This is a genomic window from Nitrospirales bacterium, assembly GCA_031315865.1.
GTDB lineage: Bacteria > Nitrospirota > Nitrospiria > Nitrospirales > UBA8639 > JAGQKC01.
The window spans coordinates 1,090,001-1,108,031 of sequence record JALDRJ010000002.1 but is presented as its reverse complement, the minus strand read 5'-3'; the positions used below and the strand labels follow the sequence as shown (position 1 = coordinate 1,108,031).

Sequence of the window (18,031 nt, the reverse complement as noted above, 5' to 3'; positions counted from 1 at the left end):
GATGCGAAAAAGGAGATATGAGTATAGCGTTCTGCGGTCTGGCTGTGGGATGTTTATCTGCGGAAAGGCATATGCTTATGGTCAGCCATCAATCTAAACGGTCTTTAAGACGGGCAAGCATATCCATGCGTTCGTGTAGTACAGCAATGATGACAGGCTTAGTTTGATTCACATGCAGATAAAACATGTAATGATGTTCACAACGAGTCACGAATAGGTTCGGAAAGCGCTTGGAAAATGTTTTACCTGTGACTCGCTGTTTCGCAATCTTTTGAAAACATTCGTGGAGTTTGTCGATGTAGCGTGTGGCTTGTTCCGGTCCCCATTCCAGCGTCGTGTAACGGGCAATCTCTTCAAGGTCTACCTCAGCAGCTGGCGTTAAATCATAAGAAAGCATCAATCTAAATCCTGCTGAACATCAGCGAGGATTTGTTGAGGAGTTCGGGAAGCACGCTCACCGCGTTCAGCGGCTTCAATCCGAGGTTTGAGAAATTGTTCAAGCTGGTATAGGACTTCTTCATCGGTCATAGAATGACGATCCGGTAAATCCGGGAGCGATCGTTCAAGGACGTAGTCCTTAATGCTCTTGCCTTGCAATGCTGCCATAGCTTTCAGGCGTTGATGCTGTTCCTCAGTCAATTCAATGGAGAGTCGGCTCATATTTTGTGAACTCCTTTAGCAAACATTGGCTTCTCTCAGATTACCACAAAACACACAAATGTTCAAAAGAGAACATTTTGGCATTTGTAACTAACTCCTATCTATCGAGCGGGATGATTCAAAGGGCAGGAAATACGGGAAACGTGAGCCGGGACGCACAAGCCGCAAGACGGGACGAGGCTATACCGGTCATGACCTTACGCAATACTTTCTACTCTTGTTTGGGGGTGACCTCTCTGAATCCGATAGGGTTCAACACCGTCTCGATCGGCGGGGTGGGGTCAGAACAATGTCTGACCCTAACAGTTTTCAGAATCGGTGCGTCAGCCACCCTGAGGGGAACCCAAATTTGTCGAGTTACACTATAATTCGGTTAATACATACAATGTGGAAAACACTTACATCCCGGAGGGTTATTCGTTAGGCAATTACCTGCACTATCGTAATTGCAGCAAGTTCCTGCTGGAACCACGCTGTGGTTCAGACGTGACGAACCGTTGAGAATTGAGTTGCGATAGAACGGACTTTTCTTCTTAAGTGATTGTTCTGCTGTGAATCCTGGTATCATAATCTTCTCCTCCTTTTCTCATTCAACAACCTTACTGGTAGAACACAATCAGGGTGGCTGACGCACCGGTCCCGATCTGGTGTTGATTTGCTTATCACCTATGATTCAATTCTCCCCTGCTCTTTCATGACTCGTCGCTCCTGGTTTCACACCTGCTGCTCATAGACGTAGTAGGGCGAGAGGGGGCTGACGAGGTATGGGAATTCTTCCGTGACGTCCACGCGGGTGAACCATTTCTGGGTGACGGTCGTTTCGCGATGGGTAAACGTGAAGATGGCATCCATGACCTTGCGGGCGGCGCTCAGCCGCGAGGGGCGGACTTGCACGCTGTTTAAGGAATAGTTGTTTCGATATTGTTCCGCGCACACGGTGTAGATGGCGTCGTACCGGACGGCCAGATAATTCATGGCCCGGTGTTCGTCGGTGGCTCCGGCGTTGTCGGCCATGTGGATGATTTGTTTGTAGAGTTCCTGCGCGATGGGCGAGAATTGTCCGGGGGACATCTTTTCAGGCGTGGGCATCGACTTGAGCAGGGATTTCATGTCGAAGGAGTACACCTGCTCGATCATGACCATGGGCAGAATGAGGCCGTTACAGGCTTCGGGTGGCGCGAGGCTGCCGCGATAGCCGATGACGACGTCGATGTCGTTGTTGTCGGGCTCTGGGCGGATGGCTTCCACGAGTTGTTCGAGATCGGTGGCGTCGCGGGGGCGCAGGAGGTAGGTTTCCAGCCCTTCCACGGTAAACACCCAACACATTTGCCGCGCCAGGTACCGGTTGCTGGGGTGGGAGAGGACTTTTTTCAAAACTTGTTGGTCGGAGAGGCCCGATGTTCCGTTCATGCGCGAGACGGCTTGCAGGCATTCCTTTTCGATGGAGGGCATGGGAAAGCGCGGTTCGATGGACCCGATGGCGTAGACGAAGTTGGGATTCTGTTGGCCGTTGGTCACGGCGGGCGTTTGGCAGGTTTGACAGGTGCTCTGTTCTTTTTCTTGCAGCGATGCCACGACGGTGTTTGCTCCACTTGGCCTGGCTGGTGTGGGGCCATATACATCTGTCGTTAGGCCAGGTCCTTGCGGTGTTGTTTCCTGCGTCATGTTTTCTTGCATGATGTCTCCTTTCATGTGTGAACGTTAAAGTGAGAAGAATGATATTGGTGTTTCTCTGTCCTTACCGTCTGCCGGAAAAGACCATCCAGCGATTGAGCGCGGCGGCGCGCCGGTGGCAGCCCCCGCAGGGTTTGATGCCCATGGCATAGGTGGCTTTTTTCATCATGTCGCCCAGTCCAATGTCTTGGTCGCTTATGAACCCTGGAAGGCGGACGCGGTAGGGTTGCGCTGCTGGCTCTTGACGAGTTTCGTCTGGGGCATGGATGTCTTCCATAGGCCTAATTCCTTTCTACAAGGTGTTGCAGTCTTGTTCTTGCGGTGTTTGCATTCAGGAGCGGTGGGACGACGGTCCTTCGTCCTGGTGCGGTGGAACTCGTGATAGCCATTTTGACTTGCGCGGTCGTCGCGGCGGGGAAGAGCGACCAGAGCAAAGCGATGGTGCCCGTGACGAATGGTGTGGCCGCACTGGTTCCCGTGAGCATGTGTGACGAATTTCCTGCACCGAGGCTCACGATTTCTTCTCCTGGCGCTCCCAGTCCGTTTCTGCCGATTGAGGCTCCGATGTTGGACAGGTTCAATGGCCGCCCCTGCTGGCTATACGCGGCTACTGGGATGACCGCCGGATGTTGCGTCAGCGTGCTTCCCCCGACGGTTCCTTGATTGCCGGTCGCGCTGACGACGATCGTGCTCCGGCTGGCCGCGAAATCGAGTGCGTCTTTTAGTTGATAGTGGCCCTGTGATGTGTGCGTCTCGAGGGCAAGGCTGAGGTTGATCACGCGAGCTCCCGCGGCAACGGTTTCCCAGATCGCGGCGGCCAGATTGTCCGGCGTGGTGCGTGGCATGGTGGGATGTTCCTGGGTGATTTCCGGAAAAATGGGTCGAAGAAGCAGCGTGCAGCCTGGACAGAGAGCCGGTGCCACGGATTCGCGCGTCGCACTGAGTACTCCGGCGACAAACGTGCCATGAAGACAGGCCCAGCTGTTGGGAATCGTACAGGTTCCTGTTTGCGCGCCGGCTAGTTCTCTGATGTTGTTTATGGTCAATGCCGGATGCGGCATCATGACCGGGCCGTCGATGAGGCCGACGAGGACTTCAGGCCGGCCACTGGTTTGCTCCATCAGTGGATGGAGATTGATGAGTTGTCGGGGAGTCATTCTCTGGCTTTCTCAATGATTCAGGTCGTGATGCCGTTACGAGATGTTTGGCGATGTGCTTCACATCGATCAATTCATGACAAACTTCTCCATCTACCATGACGGACACTGCATGGCACGAAAGTGTTGTGTGAGCTGGAAAGGACAGGAAACTGGACAGGCAAATCTTACGCGAATGAGGCCTGGATCAAACTCGTGATGTCACACGTATGAATATATTTGGTGCGTGTCATCATGTGTTCCCTTAGAGATAACGCCATCCTTTGTTGTCCTGAATTGCTCCAGCAATGTGTCAACTGAGTGATTGTCACGATATCTATTTGGGAGGAGCAAATCCGATGCCTCCAAAGCCAAAATTGAAATTCATCAATACAGTTCCAGATGTTTCTCATTTTCTCAATCTGTTCAACAAAATAGAGACGATGTATTTGTATCGCATGACATACATGATTTATCTATTTGGATACGCGGCATTGAAAAATCATGGTTCGGCACGCGCGAATTTCGGCAAAGAATCTCTCTTCAAGAATCGATCGCAGAAAACAGTAGGAGGTGACAAAAACTTTTGAGGGGAAGAAGAGCGCTCAGGAAATGTAGTGGTAATGAAGAACAGTCAGTTTAGGAAGAGCGTCAGGAGCGGAAGAGGGGAATTGAGGCGCAGTGTTCGATGATGTCTTCAGTCTTTTCGGGATTGAAAAGCTTCCAGGTAAATTCTTGTAGCGCATCTTTTGAGCCTGTCACTGATGCGGTGGCTGAGCTGGCCTCGGAACTGGAAGTCGAAAACGATAGAGGACTCGATAAATAATTGGACACCCCAAGAAGCCCACCACCGCGGGTGCCTTGGGTAAAGCTGCTAAATTTCCCGTCTTTTTGAGCTGCACAGCGTTCTGCAAACAATCCGGCAACTTTTAAAACCTCCTCAGGTAAAGACGCGATCGTCTCACTTAAGTTTTGGATTGGAGCTCGAATATTGATTCTTCCACTGCCGCCGAACCGGGAAGAAGTATCAATCTTACTAAAAGGATCAATCAGAATCGCCGCATCTGCCTCAAACGTCACATCTCCACCATCGCCAAAATTCGCGCTACTGTCGATTAAACTATTCTTTACAATGATAAATTGAGGGTCAATATTAATTCGCCCAGCTGACCCCGAACCTTCAGGCACCTCGCTAATAATGCTACTATCGATAATTTGAATAAGATTTTCAGATTTTAATTTAATATCTCCCGCAACTGCATTCTGAGCCCTTGTTGTGACAGTACTGTTCTCAATGAAAATGGAATTTTGACCTTCGAGAGATATATCGCCAGCATTGCCGGCGTCATTAGATTGAGAAAAACTTTCAGCAGTCACAGAAGCGCCGCCGGTTAATGAGAGATTAGATCCAGAGATAGTAATGTTTCCTCCATTCCCTGCGGTCGTTGTACTAACAGCGATCTTTCCCTCCTTGCTCACGAGTAAGTTGCCAGTCAACTCAACATTAATGTTGCCGGCATTTCCAGACGGTATTGCTTCGTTTGGAATTAATCTGGCCTCAGAAGTGAGCTCGCCTTTGTCCGTTACTTGGAGGTTTTCAGCAATGATTGTGAGATTCCCTCCCGGTCCATCACTTAGAGTGGTCGTGGATACGACACTGCTATTTGTCAGATTGACTTCCTTAGCCGTTATGTTCAGGTTCGCACCAGGAGCTGAATTACGCGCAAAAGTGTTAATGGTCGAGGATTCCTCTACAGACAAATTTCCAGTTAGGATTAAGGTAATGTTCCCTGGAACTTGGCTTGAGTTAAGGTTCTGAACTTGTATGAGGCTAGAACCAAATAAATCTAAATTACCTGCCTTGAGTTGGATCTTACCTCCTGCGCCAGTTCCTTCAATTGAGGAGAAAATAGTTCCACGAATTGACACATCTCCTCCTTCGAAAGTTAGCTCTCCCGCTTTACCTACCTCCTTTCCAACTGTCAGTCTAATTTCACCCGCATCTCCTGTTGATCCTATCTCTGATTGCGTAGTGATGGAAGCATTGCCGGTAATCTGTAGGTCAGAAGGTGATATTTCACCTTGGGTTGATGTTGTGGGTAACTCACCTTCTTGAATCGTTACCTCAATGTTTCCCGCATGCCCGGAGCCAGAAGTTTGTGAGAATAAGATTCCTGTATCCATTTCCAAACGACTTGTAGTAATATTGATATCTCCTCCGTTCCCATCTGACAATGATTGGCTCGCTATTCCTGTCAGAACTCCAGAGATCACCACTTCATCCGCATGGACCTTAATTTCTCCTGCATTACCTGATCCACTAACGGCACTCGTTATCACTAGACCGCCTTCACGAATTTGGAAACTTTCGTTGACTAGTAAGACGATATCTCCTCCGTCCACAGAACCAAAGGCTTCAGCCTCAATCGATCCCCCATCTTTAATAATTAACGAATCTGTCCTTATATCCACGGCAGTCCAGGATTCATCTATAGATTCATCTATAATTCCGGTTGAATTTACCAAAATCGATGATTCGCTTAGAGTGAGTTTCCCGCCTCGAATTACCACACCCCCTCCTCGGACACCGCTAGTATCAATTTGAGCTTCTTGCGAAAGAGAAATTCCACCTAACTGGATCTGGCTTTGGGTAACTTCGTCCTGAGACGTTAATCCGCGCACAGCTAGAGTATCGATATTCACCGCGACTTGGGCCACATTTGGTGATTGCGATGCTCCAATACTCACCAAGTGTACGTGACTGTTGGGATTCTGTAACTTCCCTGCGTTGATAGCTATACCGTCTACTACTTCTGTTCCGGCTATCGCGTCACGGCCAATAACAGTGACAGAATTCTCATTTAGGACTCTCAATCCTTCGACAAAAACAGATGCAGGACTTGTAGGGGATAACGGAGGAGGGGTGTTTCCTAGAAATCCGAAGGCTTCAGGTTCCGCTGAAGTTAAAACACTGTCTTCACCAAGGCTAGCATAAAATACGCCGTCTTGGTTTAGTTGAACAAAGTCTGCGGTAGTTGCGTAGAAAGCTCCCTTTACATCAAGTTTAGCGTTTGGCCCAAAAATTACTCCTGCCGGATTCAATAAAAAAATGTTTGCATTATCAATGGTGGACGCGAGAGTTCCGTTAATAATAGATGCATTTGGCCCTGTTACGCGACTCAGAACGTTGGCAATGGAATCCGGTCCAGTAAAAGTGGCACTTTTCCCGTCACCAATACTAAAGTTGCTAAAACTGTGAAAGAGGTTATCGCCTACCCTCGCTCCTAGACTATCGGTTATGAGATGGTCAGTCGAGGTAGCACCATTGGCAAGAGATTTTCCACTAGGAAGATTTCCTGGGCCAACCTCTTGGCCGGGTGTACCTATACCAAGTGTTCCATCTAATGTAACTTGCGCTCGACTAACGGAGCTCAGGTTTAGTAGTTGAGCAGGTACTATTAGGAGCCCAACGCACAAAAACTTAAAGAAGTGTATTTTGATAAGGACACTGCGAACAATCAAGTAGCTGCGGGTATTGTCCATTATTGGCAAACAAATTGGGGTTCAAGTTAGATTTTTTTATGAGCATGTGCACCCGGGAGGATGATTGGGGATACATTGATTATACATATCTTTAGCGCAGCTAACTCGTGATCTTAAACCGGGATCAAAACCTGTTCCACCACTTCCGGAGCCAACTGAAATATTGATTTTCATGCAGCCTGTAAATATTGTTGCGATCAGTGGGGCGATAATCAACATGCGAAGTTTCATAAGTACCTCCGTACTAGAAAAATTTGAAGGGTTTATGTGTGTTTAGGTAATTGTTCTTCATTGGGTATCACATTTTGACGAATCGTAATAACACTCCAATCCCTTTTTGTTTTGGCTTATTATTTCATGGGCGAGTGTCGCTTCCTCGATTGGATCTACAACTCTTGGCGGTATAAGTTGTTTTTTCCGCTTTTGAGGAGAAGGCGTGTTTTCATCTTCATCAAACAAAGGTGTCATGGAAAGTGCCTCTGTAACTGAGAATGGTGCAAATTCTGAGATGTTGCGGGACACTGCATTTTTCGCATTTTTGACGGGTACTACTACATATTCCGTCCAGAATTTGACTATCCATGGGTCTTCTAGTTCTCTCAAAGCATTGCCCCCTTCTTGACTGCCTGAGAGAGCGAGGCCCAATATAGCTGCTTGTCGAAGATATGGAGCAATTATTTCAATTTCGAACTTCGATTTTATAGCTCTATACTTGCCTATGGTTTTTCTTTTTGCTGCGACTAACTTGTTTTGATCTGAGGTACAAGAGTCTTTCTCCTCTAAGTGATCGCATAAAAATTCTACAGCATTATTTGCTGCTGTCTTCTCCTCGCTATCAGTGTGTTTGTTCCTAGCCTCTTCATGCCTCTTGATGACATACCCCAGCGCGATGAGTGCACTTCGTTTGGATCTAACCAGCGGCCAATCGATTGAATTCGAACTAGGAATCGGCCTACTTACAAATTCAATCATTGCCTCGACAGCGGTTGGATGGCCGATGACCCCCAAGGTGGTGACTATGTTTGACCAATAGGATTTTTTTGTTCCGACTTTTAGCAAGCACGTAAGTGTGTCGATGCGCTGCTTGATATTACTATCTTTGCCTTTTGCGTATTCCAGTGCTTCTTCAAACGGATATCCTCGATGATAGATCCGTTCGACAAATTGTTCGACTGATGATGGACTTGCGGCAGGAGGCGGAGAATTTGGACATTGAGCGAACGCCTCGATCTGAGGTCCTAAACAGAAACTAGTTAAAGACAGGATCACTGCAACGATTGTTCTGATTTTCATGATTTGCTCCTCGAAGCAACAGAACAAAGAGCATAGTTGCCCAGTTTTTCTTCCATTCGAATCCTATTCTCTACAGGCTTGCAAAATAACGACATTCTAATTCATTAAGGACTGTATGAGTCGGGTCAATCCATTCAGTCATTACGGGCTTGTTTGACATATGAGAGACATCCTTCTGTCTAATATCTGGAAGGCCAGCATTGTGTCCCAGTTCGTGAAGCCACAACACACCGTCTGTAGCAGGATTATCCGGGTCAACTTGATGTTGCACCACGATGAAATTTCCTCCTCTTGGAGAGCAGCCCCACACACTGCCTTCGTCGGCGGTAATCTTTCCGCAATTCCAATTTATGGCTCCGACTACTTTTACGTGTCCTGGCTCTCTTGCTAGTAATTGCATGTCTTCTGCACTCGTGACAGTTGCCGGTGTGTCATCTGAATCAAACTCTTTTATCGCAAACTTCTTAAACTTCATCCTGCAATTATGGTCATCATCTATGTCTGGATCCTTTTGAAGAGCCATAAATGCATGATGCAAAATTTCTTTGACTTGTGTATGGGTCAGGTCTACGGTCTTGTGGTGACTGATTGTCAGCACATCTGTTGGTTGGTCTACCTCAAGATCTAAAGCCAAACAGCTCGAAGTTACAAGTATGAAGGAACACAAGAGGGGCAATAATAAAGTTTTCCGCACACTACCCTTCATTCCGTTTCTCCTTTCATAAAGCTTTTTCCCCTTTCTATAGTGCGAAGGCGGTACGTTTTTTTACCGATATTTATTCTTTTAATTACGTCTTCCTTTGCCGTTGTGTTGGTGGAGCATGATGTGACTGAAAGATTTTCTTCTCCAAAATATGCAATACTGTTTGGGTGTACTCGATCCTCTCCTGCGAACCTCTCTGTGGTTACTTCTCTGAAACATATTACTCCTGCGTAGCAGGTTAGTTTTAACTTAACGTTACAGATAAACTCTTCAGGATATTTATATCCTTCCGGAGCCATTGCTGTCTGGTCTAAAACGGTATTGACTTCTACTTTTGTACAGCCGATCAAGCTGCCTAATGTCCAGAGCAGTACCAACAGTCCTTTCTTACAAACCATGGAAAATTTCATTTGGTTTTACTGATGTTTTCTGCTTAGTCTGAAATTGAGCAATTGTAATGCCGATTAGTCTGCATTCTTAGAATTGGACAAAATGGAGTTTCAACACCCCAGTGAGAGTTTCTTTTACTCATTTGATGTTATTTCCTGTATCCATTCAGATACGATTCGTATCTTTTTAGATAACTCTCTCTTTCGAGTAGAACCTTTTGCTCCTGCCTGAAAAACACGAAGGCCTGTCAGACGTTCGTGGTCTGACAGGCCTTCGTTGATGAAGAATCAGTTTTCTAAGGCTGTGCTTTACCCCATTAGGACTTTCTCCTGCACTCTTTGATCTTGAGCGCTCGTGATTATTGGAGGAGAAACCCAATGGGCGACAATAGTCTTCTTGTCATTATCTGTCAAGACGAAGCTTGAACGTTCGAAAAACGCTGTGCTATCGTCGAGAGTTGATTGTCTGAAATCCACAATTATTGAGGGATTTTTCTTATGGCGCCCGAACAAAATTTGAGGTCGATTCTTGATAAGCTGGACTACACCGACGATGCTCGGGTGGTTGAGCAGATTGCCGCGCAAACGCAGGTTGTGAAAGCCCGTTTGGCGGGAATTCGTCACAAAGTCGTGGTGATGAGTGGCAAAGGCGGCGTTGGCAAGAGTATGACGACAGTCAATCTCGCGCTGGCCCTAGCTCGAGCTGGTCAGAAGGTTGGTCTGGTGGATGTGGACTTAAATGGACCCTGTGTTCCACAAATGTTGGGGATCCGAGGTCAGCAACTTACGTATGAAGCTGAAGGGGCGGTGCCGCCCGTCGGTCCACTCGGCGTGAAAGTCGCCTCTATGGACTTCTTGCTCAACACGAATGCGCCGGTTCGCTGGAAAGGTCCGATGGATTTGAGTCCGGTTTGGCTGGGTATGACGGAAATGAATGTCATTCGGGAGTTTCTCTCTGATATTGTCTGGGGGGAGCTTGATTATTTATTGGCTGATCTCCCTCCTGGAGCAGCGGCTGATAAACCTCCCCTGCTCTCCGGCCTCATTTCAGACCTGGCTGGAGCGGTTGTCGTGACCACGCCGTCGGAAGTGGCCTCAAATGTCGTCCAAAAGTCTATCGCCTATGCGCAGGAAGTGGGCATTGAAGTGCTTGGCGTGATCGAGAATATGAGTCAATATCGATGCCCCTCTTGTGGTGAAGAAAATCCGTTGTTCGAAGGAAACACCGAATCGATGTGCGAAGCCTTGGGACTTCCGCTATTGGGCCGTATTCCGTTTGATCGGAATTTTGCCAAGACATTCGATAAGGGTGAGCCATTGCTGGATGAGTCGTATCCTACGATTCAGAAGTATCAAGAGATTGCGCAGAAGATCCAAACATTGTTGGACTATAAAAAGGTGCTGGCTGAAAAGCTGTAGGAGTTCGGCTATCGGAAAGCGTTAGACGGAAGACAGAAAATGAATTACGGAAGGAGATGATATGAAGTTTGTCTGCTTAAATTGTGAAACATATATGGGGTTTGAAAAGGTTGAACAGCCTGCGGAAGGCTCGCTCGGGGTGTTTTTCAAGTGCCCTTCGTGTGACGCGAAATTTTCGATGGTCACCAATCCCGGCGAGACGCAAATGGTGAGCTCGCTCGGCGTGCAGCTTGGTGGTCGAACGGCCGCTCCGACTCCGCTGGAAATGACACGGGGTGGTTTAAAGGATGAAGTGGGAGCTGGTGCCGGACAAATGGCCGCGTACTTGAATGAAAAGATTCAGGCCGGCGAATCCCCTGCCGCGTCAGCGCCAACGGCTATGGCCGGAGCTCCTGGCACCTCCGGTGAATCTTCGGAAGGAGGCTGTCCCTTCTCCGCGATGGTTGCGCAGATGGGACTCGGGTCGACAGGCTCGGCGGGAACCTCGGCGCCAGCCGGACCGGCATTGACCTGGACACCGGATGCCCAAGAACGGTTGGATAAACTGCCGTCGTTTGTCGCTCCGATGGTTCGGAGTAGCGTCGAAACCTATGCGCGAAAACATGGGTTTGACAAAATTACGCTTCAAGTGATGGATGATTCCAAGAATGCCTCGGACGGCATGGAATGGACGCCCGAAGCCAAGGCGCGTCTCAGCAACATTCCTGATTTCATTCAACCAATGGCGAAAAAAGAGATTGAACGGTTGGCAAAAGAGCAAGGCGCGACCTCCATTACTGCTGAACTGATGGAAGCGGCCAAAGAAAAATTCATGAAGTTTATGTAGCCATAGCGAATCAAAAGGCCTTTCAGTTTACTACCGAACGGTCATTGCGCTGTTCGTAGTGCAACGTGAAGAAGATCGTTGAAACGGCCATAGTTAACAAATATATCTCCTCCTAAAAGGCGGCTCTCAAAAAGAGCCGCCTTTTTTATTATGTCAAATTTAGTAACTCCGTCACTCTCCTCCAAAGACAAAATCGGAAGACATTCCGAATTCACATACGGTTTTAATCGGTAAATCTCCTCTACCGGATTGTGGCGGATTGTGGGCCGCACGACTGACTCCCTGTTGTTGGAGTAACCCTGAATCCAGTGAGGCATGGCGTACGCTACCTGATATTTCTTTCGCTGCAAGCATGAAACATCACGTATTGTGATAGGAAGATGAGATTCCTCGATCCTGGCTAGCTAGCTGCATTGAAGGTAGACGTGGATAACGTTAACTAGGAAATTGACAGCTGCCATCCCTTGTAGTAGATTAAAGAAAGATAGGATGAATCTTCCATGGCTATCAACATAAAAAATCCAAAGGCAGAGCATCTGGCCAATCGGCTGGTGGAAAAAACTGGAGAGACGATTACCGATGCCGTGATTCATGCGTTGGAAGATCGGCTCGAACGTATTGAAGGGCGTCGAACGGGTCCTGATCTCGTCACGGAGATCATGGACATTGCAACTCGCTGCAGTGCTTTACCGGTTCTCGATTCCCGAACACCCGATGAGATATTGGGGTATTCACACACGGGGTCATTTACCTGAAATTCGTATGGTCATTGACTCATCCGCGTTAGTTGCCGTGTTGGCAAAGGAGCCCGAAGCCCACGTGATGGCCGAAGCGATTGCAGCAGATCCGAAGCGTTTGGTGAGCGCCGTGTCGGTATTGGAAACAGGGATCGTGATCGAGGCTCGATATGGTCCAGCAGGGGGGAGAGAACTGGATTTACTGCTGCATCGTTGTCGAATGGATATGGTGCCGTTAACCTCCGAGCAAGTGGAGTTAGCACGAGAGGCCTATCGGCAGTTTGGGAAGGGAAGCCATCCAGCAGGGTTAAACTTAGGAGATTGTGCCGCCTACGCATTAGCCCGTTTAACCGGCGAACTGCTGCTCTTTAAAGGAGACGATTTCGGTCAGACAGATATTCGAACCGTTTCCTATGCATAAACTCTTTATTCTTGTTATTCGATAGAGTGAGCTCTATCGTCGGTTATTCTGAGTGCCTTCTTAACATCCCGAATCTAGCCATACGGGTCTGAGATGTGGACTGAAATCCATCCAAATTCTCTACGAGAATTCTTTCCAATTCGCGTACGGCTTCACTCGGTAAATTTCCTCGGCTGAATTGGGTACTCTCATGCCCTGTTGTTCGAGAAGCTTTGCTACTCTCCACAACGGAAGTCCCACGATGGTCGGATAGTCCCCCTCTATTTTTTCTATCAATTTTTTCCCTTTACCTTGAATCGAATAGGCGCCGGCTTTTCCGAGGCTTTCTTTCGTACTCAAATAGTGAGTTAATTCTCCATCGGTGAAATTCCGCACCCGAACGGTGGCGGTTTCGGCAAAACTGATCAAGAGATGGTCTGATTCTTTGACGAGCGCGACGCCCGTGCGCACGTGATGAGTGCGTCCTCGAAGTTGCTTGAGCATCGCTTCCGCTTCTTCGATATCCTTTGGCTTTCCGAGTAACATCCCTTCGATTTCAATGATGGTGTCACTGCCAAGGACCAGGTGTTGAGGGTGCTTTTTTGAAACAGAACAGGCCTTGTCACATGCAAATTGTTTGGCTTGTCGGTTTGGTGAAAGTCCTATGACTGGAACTTCTTCGCAAGTGGGAGCGACAACCTCGAACCTGAGGCCCAGTAGGGTGAGCAGTTCGCGTCTTCTGGGCGAAGTGGAAGCGAGAATGATTTGTGGGGATGACATCTGTGAAAGATCGACTACCCGTAGAATGCTGGTACTGTTGAAGACGTCTTGTCTGGCAGGTGTGTCGATCGATAGTCACTCAAAACGCTGGCGACATCGTTCGTACAACTCGTTCTGACCATGCTGGCGCGCATCGCGGCGGCATGGGGAAACCCGGTGCAGTACCACCCGAGGTGTTTCCGTATTCGAGGAAATCCTCTTTCGGGATTTCTTGACTCAAAGTATGCGGCATGTTCGAGGATCATCTGAAACCGTGAAGGCAAATCAATAGACTCGGCTGAAAGATCATGCGCGATACCTGATTCGAACGATCGTCGCAGGGTCTGAATATGACGAAATATCCAGGGATTGCCGAGTGCGGCGCGTCCGATCAACACGCCGTCAACTCCATAAGTTCGAATAGCGTCCAAGGCGTCTTCTAGTGATTTAATGTCGCCGTTGCCTAAAACAAGGATGCCTTTTTTTCGGATCTGCTGCGCCGCAAGGCCGATTGCTTCCCAGTCGGCTTGGCCCCGGTACATTTGTTGTAACGTTCGTCCATGAATCGAAATGGCCTCCGGTTTTCCTTGCGTTAGGCATTCGCTCCATTCTTCAATCACGACAATATCATAGCCGATTCGGGTTTTGACTGAGAGTGGGATGGGTGCCCGTTCAGCATATGCAGGCGGCACCCAGGCGTTCTCTGCATTCATTTCTTTCACTTTCTCGATGATCGCAGGACGCACTCCGGCTTCTTCAAGCGACTGCCCATGCGCCCAATCGTCGATGCCTTGATGGGCCGCTTCCATGATCTTGAGCGCCAGTTCAGGTGTCCGGATAAGCGCGGCCCCGCTTCCCGACGACGCGACATTTTTTGACGGGCATCCCATATTAATATCCAGCCCATCAAATCCCATTTCACAAACGATGTGTGCGGCCTGGTAGAACAGTTCAGGATCTTTTCCATAAAGCTGGGCAAGAATCGGCCGTTCTTGTGACGAATACTGGAACGCTCCCCACCCGCCTTTCCGGCTTCGGCAAATTTCTCCCACATTCGTAAATTCCGTGAACAGAATGTCCGGGTGTCCATGTGTGGCGACGATGTGTCGAAAGCTGGCATCGGTGACGCCATCCATGGGCGAAAGTCCAATGATGGGTTTGGGAATGTGGCGCCACATATTCATCGGGAAACCCGCGAATGATGAGAATATTCTCGAAGGAAATCCTTGAGTTGCAGCCGTATATTGCCGAAAAGACAAGTCCAGACTGCCAAAGAATTTAGGCGCATAACGTGTTATTTTACAAAGAGTTTACGAGTTTGAAATCCGTTTTATCTGGTGCCGATCTGTTAAGGAGCGTATCATATATATTATGGGAAAACAGCGCGAGAGTTTTCAAATGAACAATCAGAACCCGTCAAAGACTCACTCAGCATCTCGAAATGATGAAGCCCTTCTGAATAAAGTCAAATCCGTCCTCATGGAATCGTCAGACGATCCCAAAGTGATGTTCCTGCGAGAAATGATGCAAAGTATCGTGAAGCTGGATGATCCGGAGGTGGATGTGCTGGATGTCAAAATTCTCAACCGGGCGCTCAAAGAATTGCGGTATGGGTTTAAAGTTTTTCATCCCTACCAGCATGTGCGGAAGGTGAGTATTTTTGGGTCGGCGCGTACGCTTCAAGACGACCCGAGTTTTCAATTGGCGTTTCAATGCGGACGTCTACTCAGTCAGCGTGGCTATATGGTCATCACTGGCGCGGGTCCGGGGATCATGTGGGCGGGACATGAAGGGGCTGGTAGGGAGAGCAGCTTTGGCGTCAACATCATGCTGCCGTTTGAACAGGCTCCCAATGCGCTGATCGCGGATGACAAAAAGTTAGTCAATCTCAAGTACTTTTTTACTCGGAAATTGCTCTTCGTCAAAGAAGCGGACGCGACTATTTTATTTCCCGGGGGGTTCGGGACGCTTGACGAAGGCTTCGAGGTATTGACCCTGATTCAAACCGGCAAGACGGATCCCACCCCTGTGATCATGTTGGAACCACCCGAGTGTGATTATTGGGAGCGATGGATGGATTTTGTCAAAGGTCAATTGCTTCCACGGGGTCTGATTTGCGAGACGGATTTATCGCTCTTTAAGATTTTTCATGACGAAGCCGAGGCGGTTGAAGAAATTGAAACGTTTTACCGAAACTATCATTCCATTCGGTATATCGGTGACAAGCTGGTGATCCGGCTTCAACACCCTCTGACTGTCGACGAACTCCACGGTCTGAATCACGACTTTCAAGATCTTCTGGTTAATGGTGAATTTCGTCAAACCACAGCGTTGGAAGAAGAATTTGATGATGCTGACGTTCGAGACCTTCCTCGGCTGGTCTTCCGGTATAACCGAAAGGATGCGGGCCGTTTCCGGCAGTTAATCGATCGGCTCAATGCCTGCTCGGCAGTCCTGAATCCTGTCGCCTAGCCCCTGTTTGCTTTCCGCTCATTCGTTCATTCAGGCAAGAACCCGGTTGAGGGTTGACTCGATTTTCTTGGAGTGGATCGTCATGGTATGTTGGTATATCGAAGGAGAAAAATTTTCATGAACACGTTTGATCAACAGCGTGATATCCACGCTCCGGATACTGTGCTCTATCATGCTGAATGTACGGATGGATTTGGCGCAGCCTGGGCCGTGTGGAAACGATTTCCCGGTGCGACGTTCCTGCCGGTCAAACATGGCGATCCCCCTCCTGAGGGTCTCGTGGACCGTCATGTCATGATGGTGGATTTTAGTTATGCTCGCGATATCATCGAGTCGATGAATAGGCAATCTGCCAGTTTATATATTCTCGACCATCATGTGACCGCGCAGGCTGCGCTGGCCGACTTATCCTACGCCTACTTTGACATGGAGAAAAGTGGAGCGGTTTTAGCGTGGGAGTGGATACATGGAACGTCTGCTCCATGGCTCATGCAATATATTCAGGATAAAGACCTTTGGCAGTGGCGGTTGCCGAATAGTCGTGAGATTAATGCGGCGCTGTCCTCCTATCCATTTGACTTTTCAACGTGGGATTCTCTCAAGCAGGAAGTCCTTGAAGTAGAAGGCCGGGGCATCCTTCGACATGAAAACATGTTGATCGAGAAGATGGTGGCGGAGGCTGTTATGGTGGATTTTGAAGGCGAGACTGTACCAGCTGTCTACAGTCCCGTACTCACGAGTCAAATCGGCGAACGTTTATCGACAGACAATCCATTCGGAGTCATTTGGCATCAACGAAATGGACGACGGTACTTTAGTCTTCGCTCTCGATCCGGTGGCATTTCGGTAGCCGACATTGCCGGCCGCTATGGTGGGGGCGGTCATACGCATGCAGCAGGTTTTTCTATCGCTCTTGATGAGGCAGGGCCGAATCCTCTGAACCCGCTCCTCCAACTTGAGGCCATTAACGTTTCGAGTGACTGTGGCTCATAATCACGTGTTTTTGGTGGAGCATCAATGATTCCTCTCAAGGATGATAATCCCACCGAAATCACCCCCTACCTGACCGTTTCATTCATTATTGCTTGTTCACTCGTGTTTCTGTATCAGGCTTCGCTTCCTGCGAAATCTGGAGAACTGTTTGTGTACCAGTACGGAGCGATTCCGGCTGTAGTATTCGGCTATACGCAATTACCGCCTGAATTGATTGCCTTGCCGGCCTATGGAACGCTCATTTCAAGCATGTTCCTGCATGGTGGATTGATGCATTTAATAGGGAACATGCTGTATTTGTGGATTTTTGGGAATAATATCGAAGATGTGATGGGGCATGGAAAGTTCATCTTGTTTTATCTGGCCTGTGGAATCATCGCGGCCTTGAGTCATGCCATAATCGATCCAGAATCAACCACTCCCATGGTCGGAGCCAGTGGGGCGATTTCTGGCGTATTGGGCGCGTATTTGTTGCTGTATCCTCGAGCGCATGTTTTGGTATTAATTCCGCTTGGCTTTTTTACTCAACTGATGCATATTCCTGCAGCCATTGTTCTGGGGCTCTGGTTTGTCCTGCAATTGATTAGCGGTGGAATGAGCATTGGGCATGAAGGCGGAGGCGTTGCATTTTTTGCGCATGTAGGTGGTTTTGTGGCAGGTATGGGTTTAATCGGAGTGTTTAAACATCCTCATGTCCGGTTCTTCAATCCTCCTCATCACTATCGAAGCTCATGGGACTGACCACGTCCAAAAAATATTTTTTAGAATTATAATTATTCCTGTTGACATCTAAAAAATATTGAGATACATTCAAGGTTCGCCTGAGGGAATAAAGGCGTGCTCTTTGACAGAAGAATAGCTGGAAAAAACAGCAGGTAAGTGTATTGAAATGGCGGCCCTTGTGAGAAGGAAAAATCTTTTGAGAGTTTGATCCTGGCTCAGAACGAACGCTGGCGGCGCGCCTAACACATGCAAGTCGAACGAGAATCCGGGGCAACCTGGTAGTAAAGTGGCGAACGGGTGAGGA

General features: G+C 48.4%; 18 protein-coding genes, 1 rRNA gene and 1 pseudogene (1 of these 20 only partly in view). 8 read left to right on the top strand and 12 right to left on the bottom strand.

Annotation, left to right across the window (positions count from 1 at the left end; translation table 11 throughout):
- Window positions 1-88: 88 nt before the first annotated feature.
- From MRJ96_05140 to MRJ96_05100, 9 genes are all read right to left on the bottom strand, one after another.
- Complete coding sequence (locus tag MRJ96_05140; protein MDR4500820.1) at window positions 89-397, bottom strand: type II toxin-antitoxin system RelE/ParE family toxin; 309 nt, start codon at window positions 395-397, stop codon at window positions 89-91.
- A complete protein-coding gene (locus MRJ96_05135) occupies window positions 397-660 on the bottom strand; it encodes a hypothetical protein (GenBank protein ID MDR4500819.1) in 264 nt (87 codons plus the stop codon). Before MRJ96_05135 ends, MRJ96_05140 begins: the two co-directional genes overlap by 1 nt.
- Window positions 661-1,374: 714 nt before the next feature.
- Window positions 1,375-2,337, bottom strand: coding sequence for a hypothetical protein (locus MRJ96_05130; protein ID MDR4500818.1), 963 nt, complete (start codon window positions 2,335-2,337; stop codon window positions 1,375-1,377).
- A 61-nt stretch (window positions 2,338-2,398) separates the two neighbouring features.
- Window positions 2,399-2,611 carry a hypothetical protein gene (locus tag MRJ96_05125; protein MDR4500817.1) on the bottom strand — a complete coding sequence of 71 codons (213 nt, stop codon included), beginning with the start codon at window positions 2,609-2,611 and terminating at the stop codon, window positions 2,399-2,401.
- Window positions 2,612-2,615: 4 nt separating this feature from the next.
- Window positions 2,616-3,491, bottom strand: a complete 876-nt coding sequence (locus tag MRJ96_05120; protein ID MDR4500816.1) for a S8 family serine peptidase — start codon at window positions 3,489-3,491, stop codon at window positions 2,616-2,618.
- A 630-nt stretch (window positions 3,492-4,121) separates the two neighbouring features.
- Window positions 4,122-7,013 (bottom strand): filamentous hemagglutinin N-terminal domain-containing protein, encoded by a 2,892-nt coding sequence (locus MRJ96_05115; GenBank protein MDR4500815.1) that lies wholly within the window; start codon window positions 7,011-7,013, stop codon window positions 4,122-4,124.
- 288 nt (window positions 7,014-7,301) lie between these two features.
- The gene (locus tag MRJ96_05110) at window positions 7,302-8,306 is read right to left on the bottom strand and encodes a hypothetical protein (protein ID MDR4500814.1); all 1,005 of its coding nucleotides are present in this window, start codon (window positions 8,304-8,306) and stop codon (window positions 7,302-7,304) included.
- A gap of 70 nt (window positions 8,307-8,376) precedes the next feature.
- Window positions 8,377-9,012: a hypothetical protein gene (locus MRJ96_05105; GenBank protein ID MDR4500813.1), complete on the bottom strand. Its 636-nt coding sequence runs from the start codon at window positions 9,010-9,012 to the stop codon at window positions 8,377-8,379.
- Complete coding sequence (locus MRJ96_05100) at window positions 9,009-9,407, bottom strand: hypothetical protein (protein ID MDR4500812.1); 399 nt, start codon at window positions 9,405-9,407, stop codon at window positions 9,009-9,011. Before MRJ96_05100 ends, MRJ96_05105 begins: the two co-directional genes overlap by 4 nt.
- A 489-nt stretch (window positions 9,408-9,896) precedes the next feature.
- On the opposite strand from MRJ96_05100, the gene MRJ96_05095 reads away from it, so the two are divergent.
- On the top strand, window positions 9,897-10,817 hold the full coding sequence (locus MRJ96_05095; GenBank protein ID MDR4500811.1) for an Mrp/NBP35 family ATP-binding protein: 921 nt from the start codon (window positions 9,897-9,899) through the stop codon (window positions 10,815-10,817).
- A 61-nt stretch (window positions 10,818-10,878) separates the two neighbouring features.
- A complete protein-coding gene (locus tag MRJ96_05090; GenBank protein MDR4500810.1) occupies window positions 10,879-11,643 on the top strand; it encodes a PCP reductase family protein in 765 nt (254 codons plus the stop codon).
- A 171-nt stretch (window positions 11,644-11,814) separates the two neighbouring features.
- Here the strand turns inward: MRJ96_05090 and MRJ96_05085 are convergent, their stop codons facing one another.
- The gene (locus MRJ96_05085) at window positions 11,815-11,997 is read right to left on the bottom strand and encodes a hypothetical protein (GenBank protein MDR4500809.1); all 183 of its coding nucleotides are present in this window, start codon (window positions 11,995-11,997) and stop codon (window positions 11,815-11,817) included.
- Between the two features lie 146 nt (window positions 11,998-12,143).
- On the opposite strand from MRJ96_05085, the gene MRJ96_05080 reads away from it, so the two are divergent.
- Together MRJ96_05080 and MRJ96_05075 are read left to right on the top strand one after the other, a co-directional pair.
- Window positions 12,144-12,398 carry a type II toxin-antitoxin system VapB family antitoxin gene (locus MRJ96_05080; protein MDR4500808.1) on the top strand — a complete coding sequence of 85 codons (255 nt, stop codon included), beginning with the start codon at window positions 12,144-12,146 and terminating at the stop codon, window positions 12,396-12,398.
- A gap of 7 nt (window positions 12,399-12,405) precedes the next feature.
- Complete coding sequence (locus tag MRJ96_05075; GenBank protein MDR4500807.1) at window positions 12,406-12,801, top strand: type II toxin-antitoxin system VapC family toxin; 396 nt, start codon at window positions 12,406-12,408, stop codon at window positions 12,799-12,801.
- 120 nt (window positions 12,802-12,921) lie between these two features.
- Here the strand turns inward: MRJ96_05075 and MRJ96_05070 are convergent, their stop codons facing one another.
- Together MRJ96_05070 and MRJ96_05065 are read right to left on the bottom strand one after the other, a co-directional pair.
- On the bottom strand, window positions 12,922-13,560 hold the full coding sequence (locus tag MRJ96_05070; GenBank protein ID MDR4500806.1) for a Maf family protein: 639 nt from the start codon (window positions 13,558-13,560) through the stop codon (window positions 12,922-12,924).
- A 14-nt stretch (window positions 13,561-13,574) separates the two neighbouring features.
- Window positions 13,575-14,723 carry a tRNA-dihydrouridine synthase gene (locus tag MRJ96_05065; protein ID MDR4500805.1) on the bottom strand — a complete coding sequence of 383 codons (1,149 nt, stop codon included), beginning with the start codon at window positions 14,721-14,723 and terminating at the stop codon, window positions 13,575-13,577.
- Window positions 14,724-14,937: 214 nt separating this feature from the next.
- Here MRJ96_05065 and MRJ96_05060 point away from each other — a divergent pair, with 214 nt between their 5' ends.
- From MRJ96_05060 to MRJ96_05045, 4 genes and pseudogenes are all read left to right on the top strand, one after another.
- A complete protein-coding gene (locus tag MRJ96_05060) occupies window positions 14,938-16,011 on the top strand; it encodes an LOG family protein (protein ID MDR4500804.1) in 1,074 nt (357 codons plus the stop codon).
- Between the two features lie 816 nt (window positions 16,012-16,827).
- A pseudogene (locus MRJ96_05055) lies at window positions 16,828-16,932 on the top strand (DHHA1 domain-containing protein).
- Between the two features lie 96 nt (window positions 16,933-17,028).
- A complete protein-coding gene (locus MRJ96_05050; GenBank protein MDR4500803.1) occupies window positions 17,029-17,745 on the top strand; it encodes a rhomboid family intramembrane serine protease in 717 nt (238 codons plus the stop codon).
- A gap of 174 nt (window positions 17,746-17,919) precedes the next feature.
- A 16S ribosomal RNA gene (locus MRJ96_05045) occupies window positions 17,920-18,031 on the top strand (it continues 1,429 nt past the right edge of the window).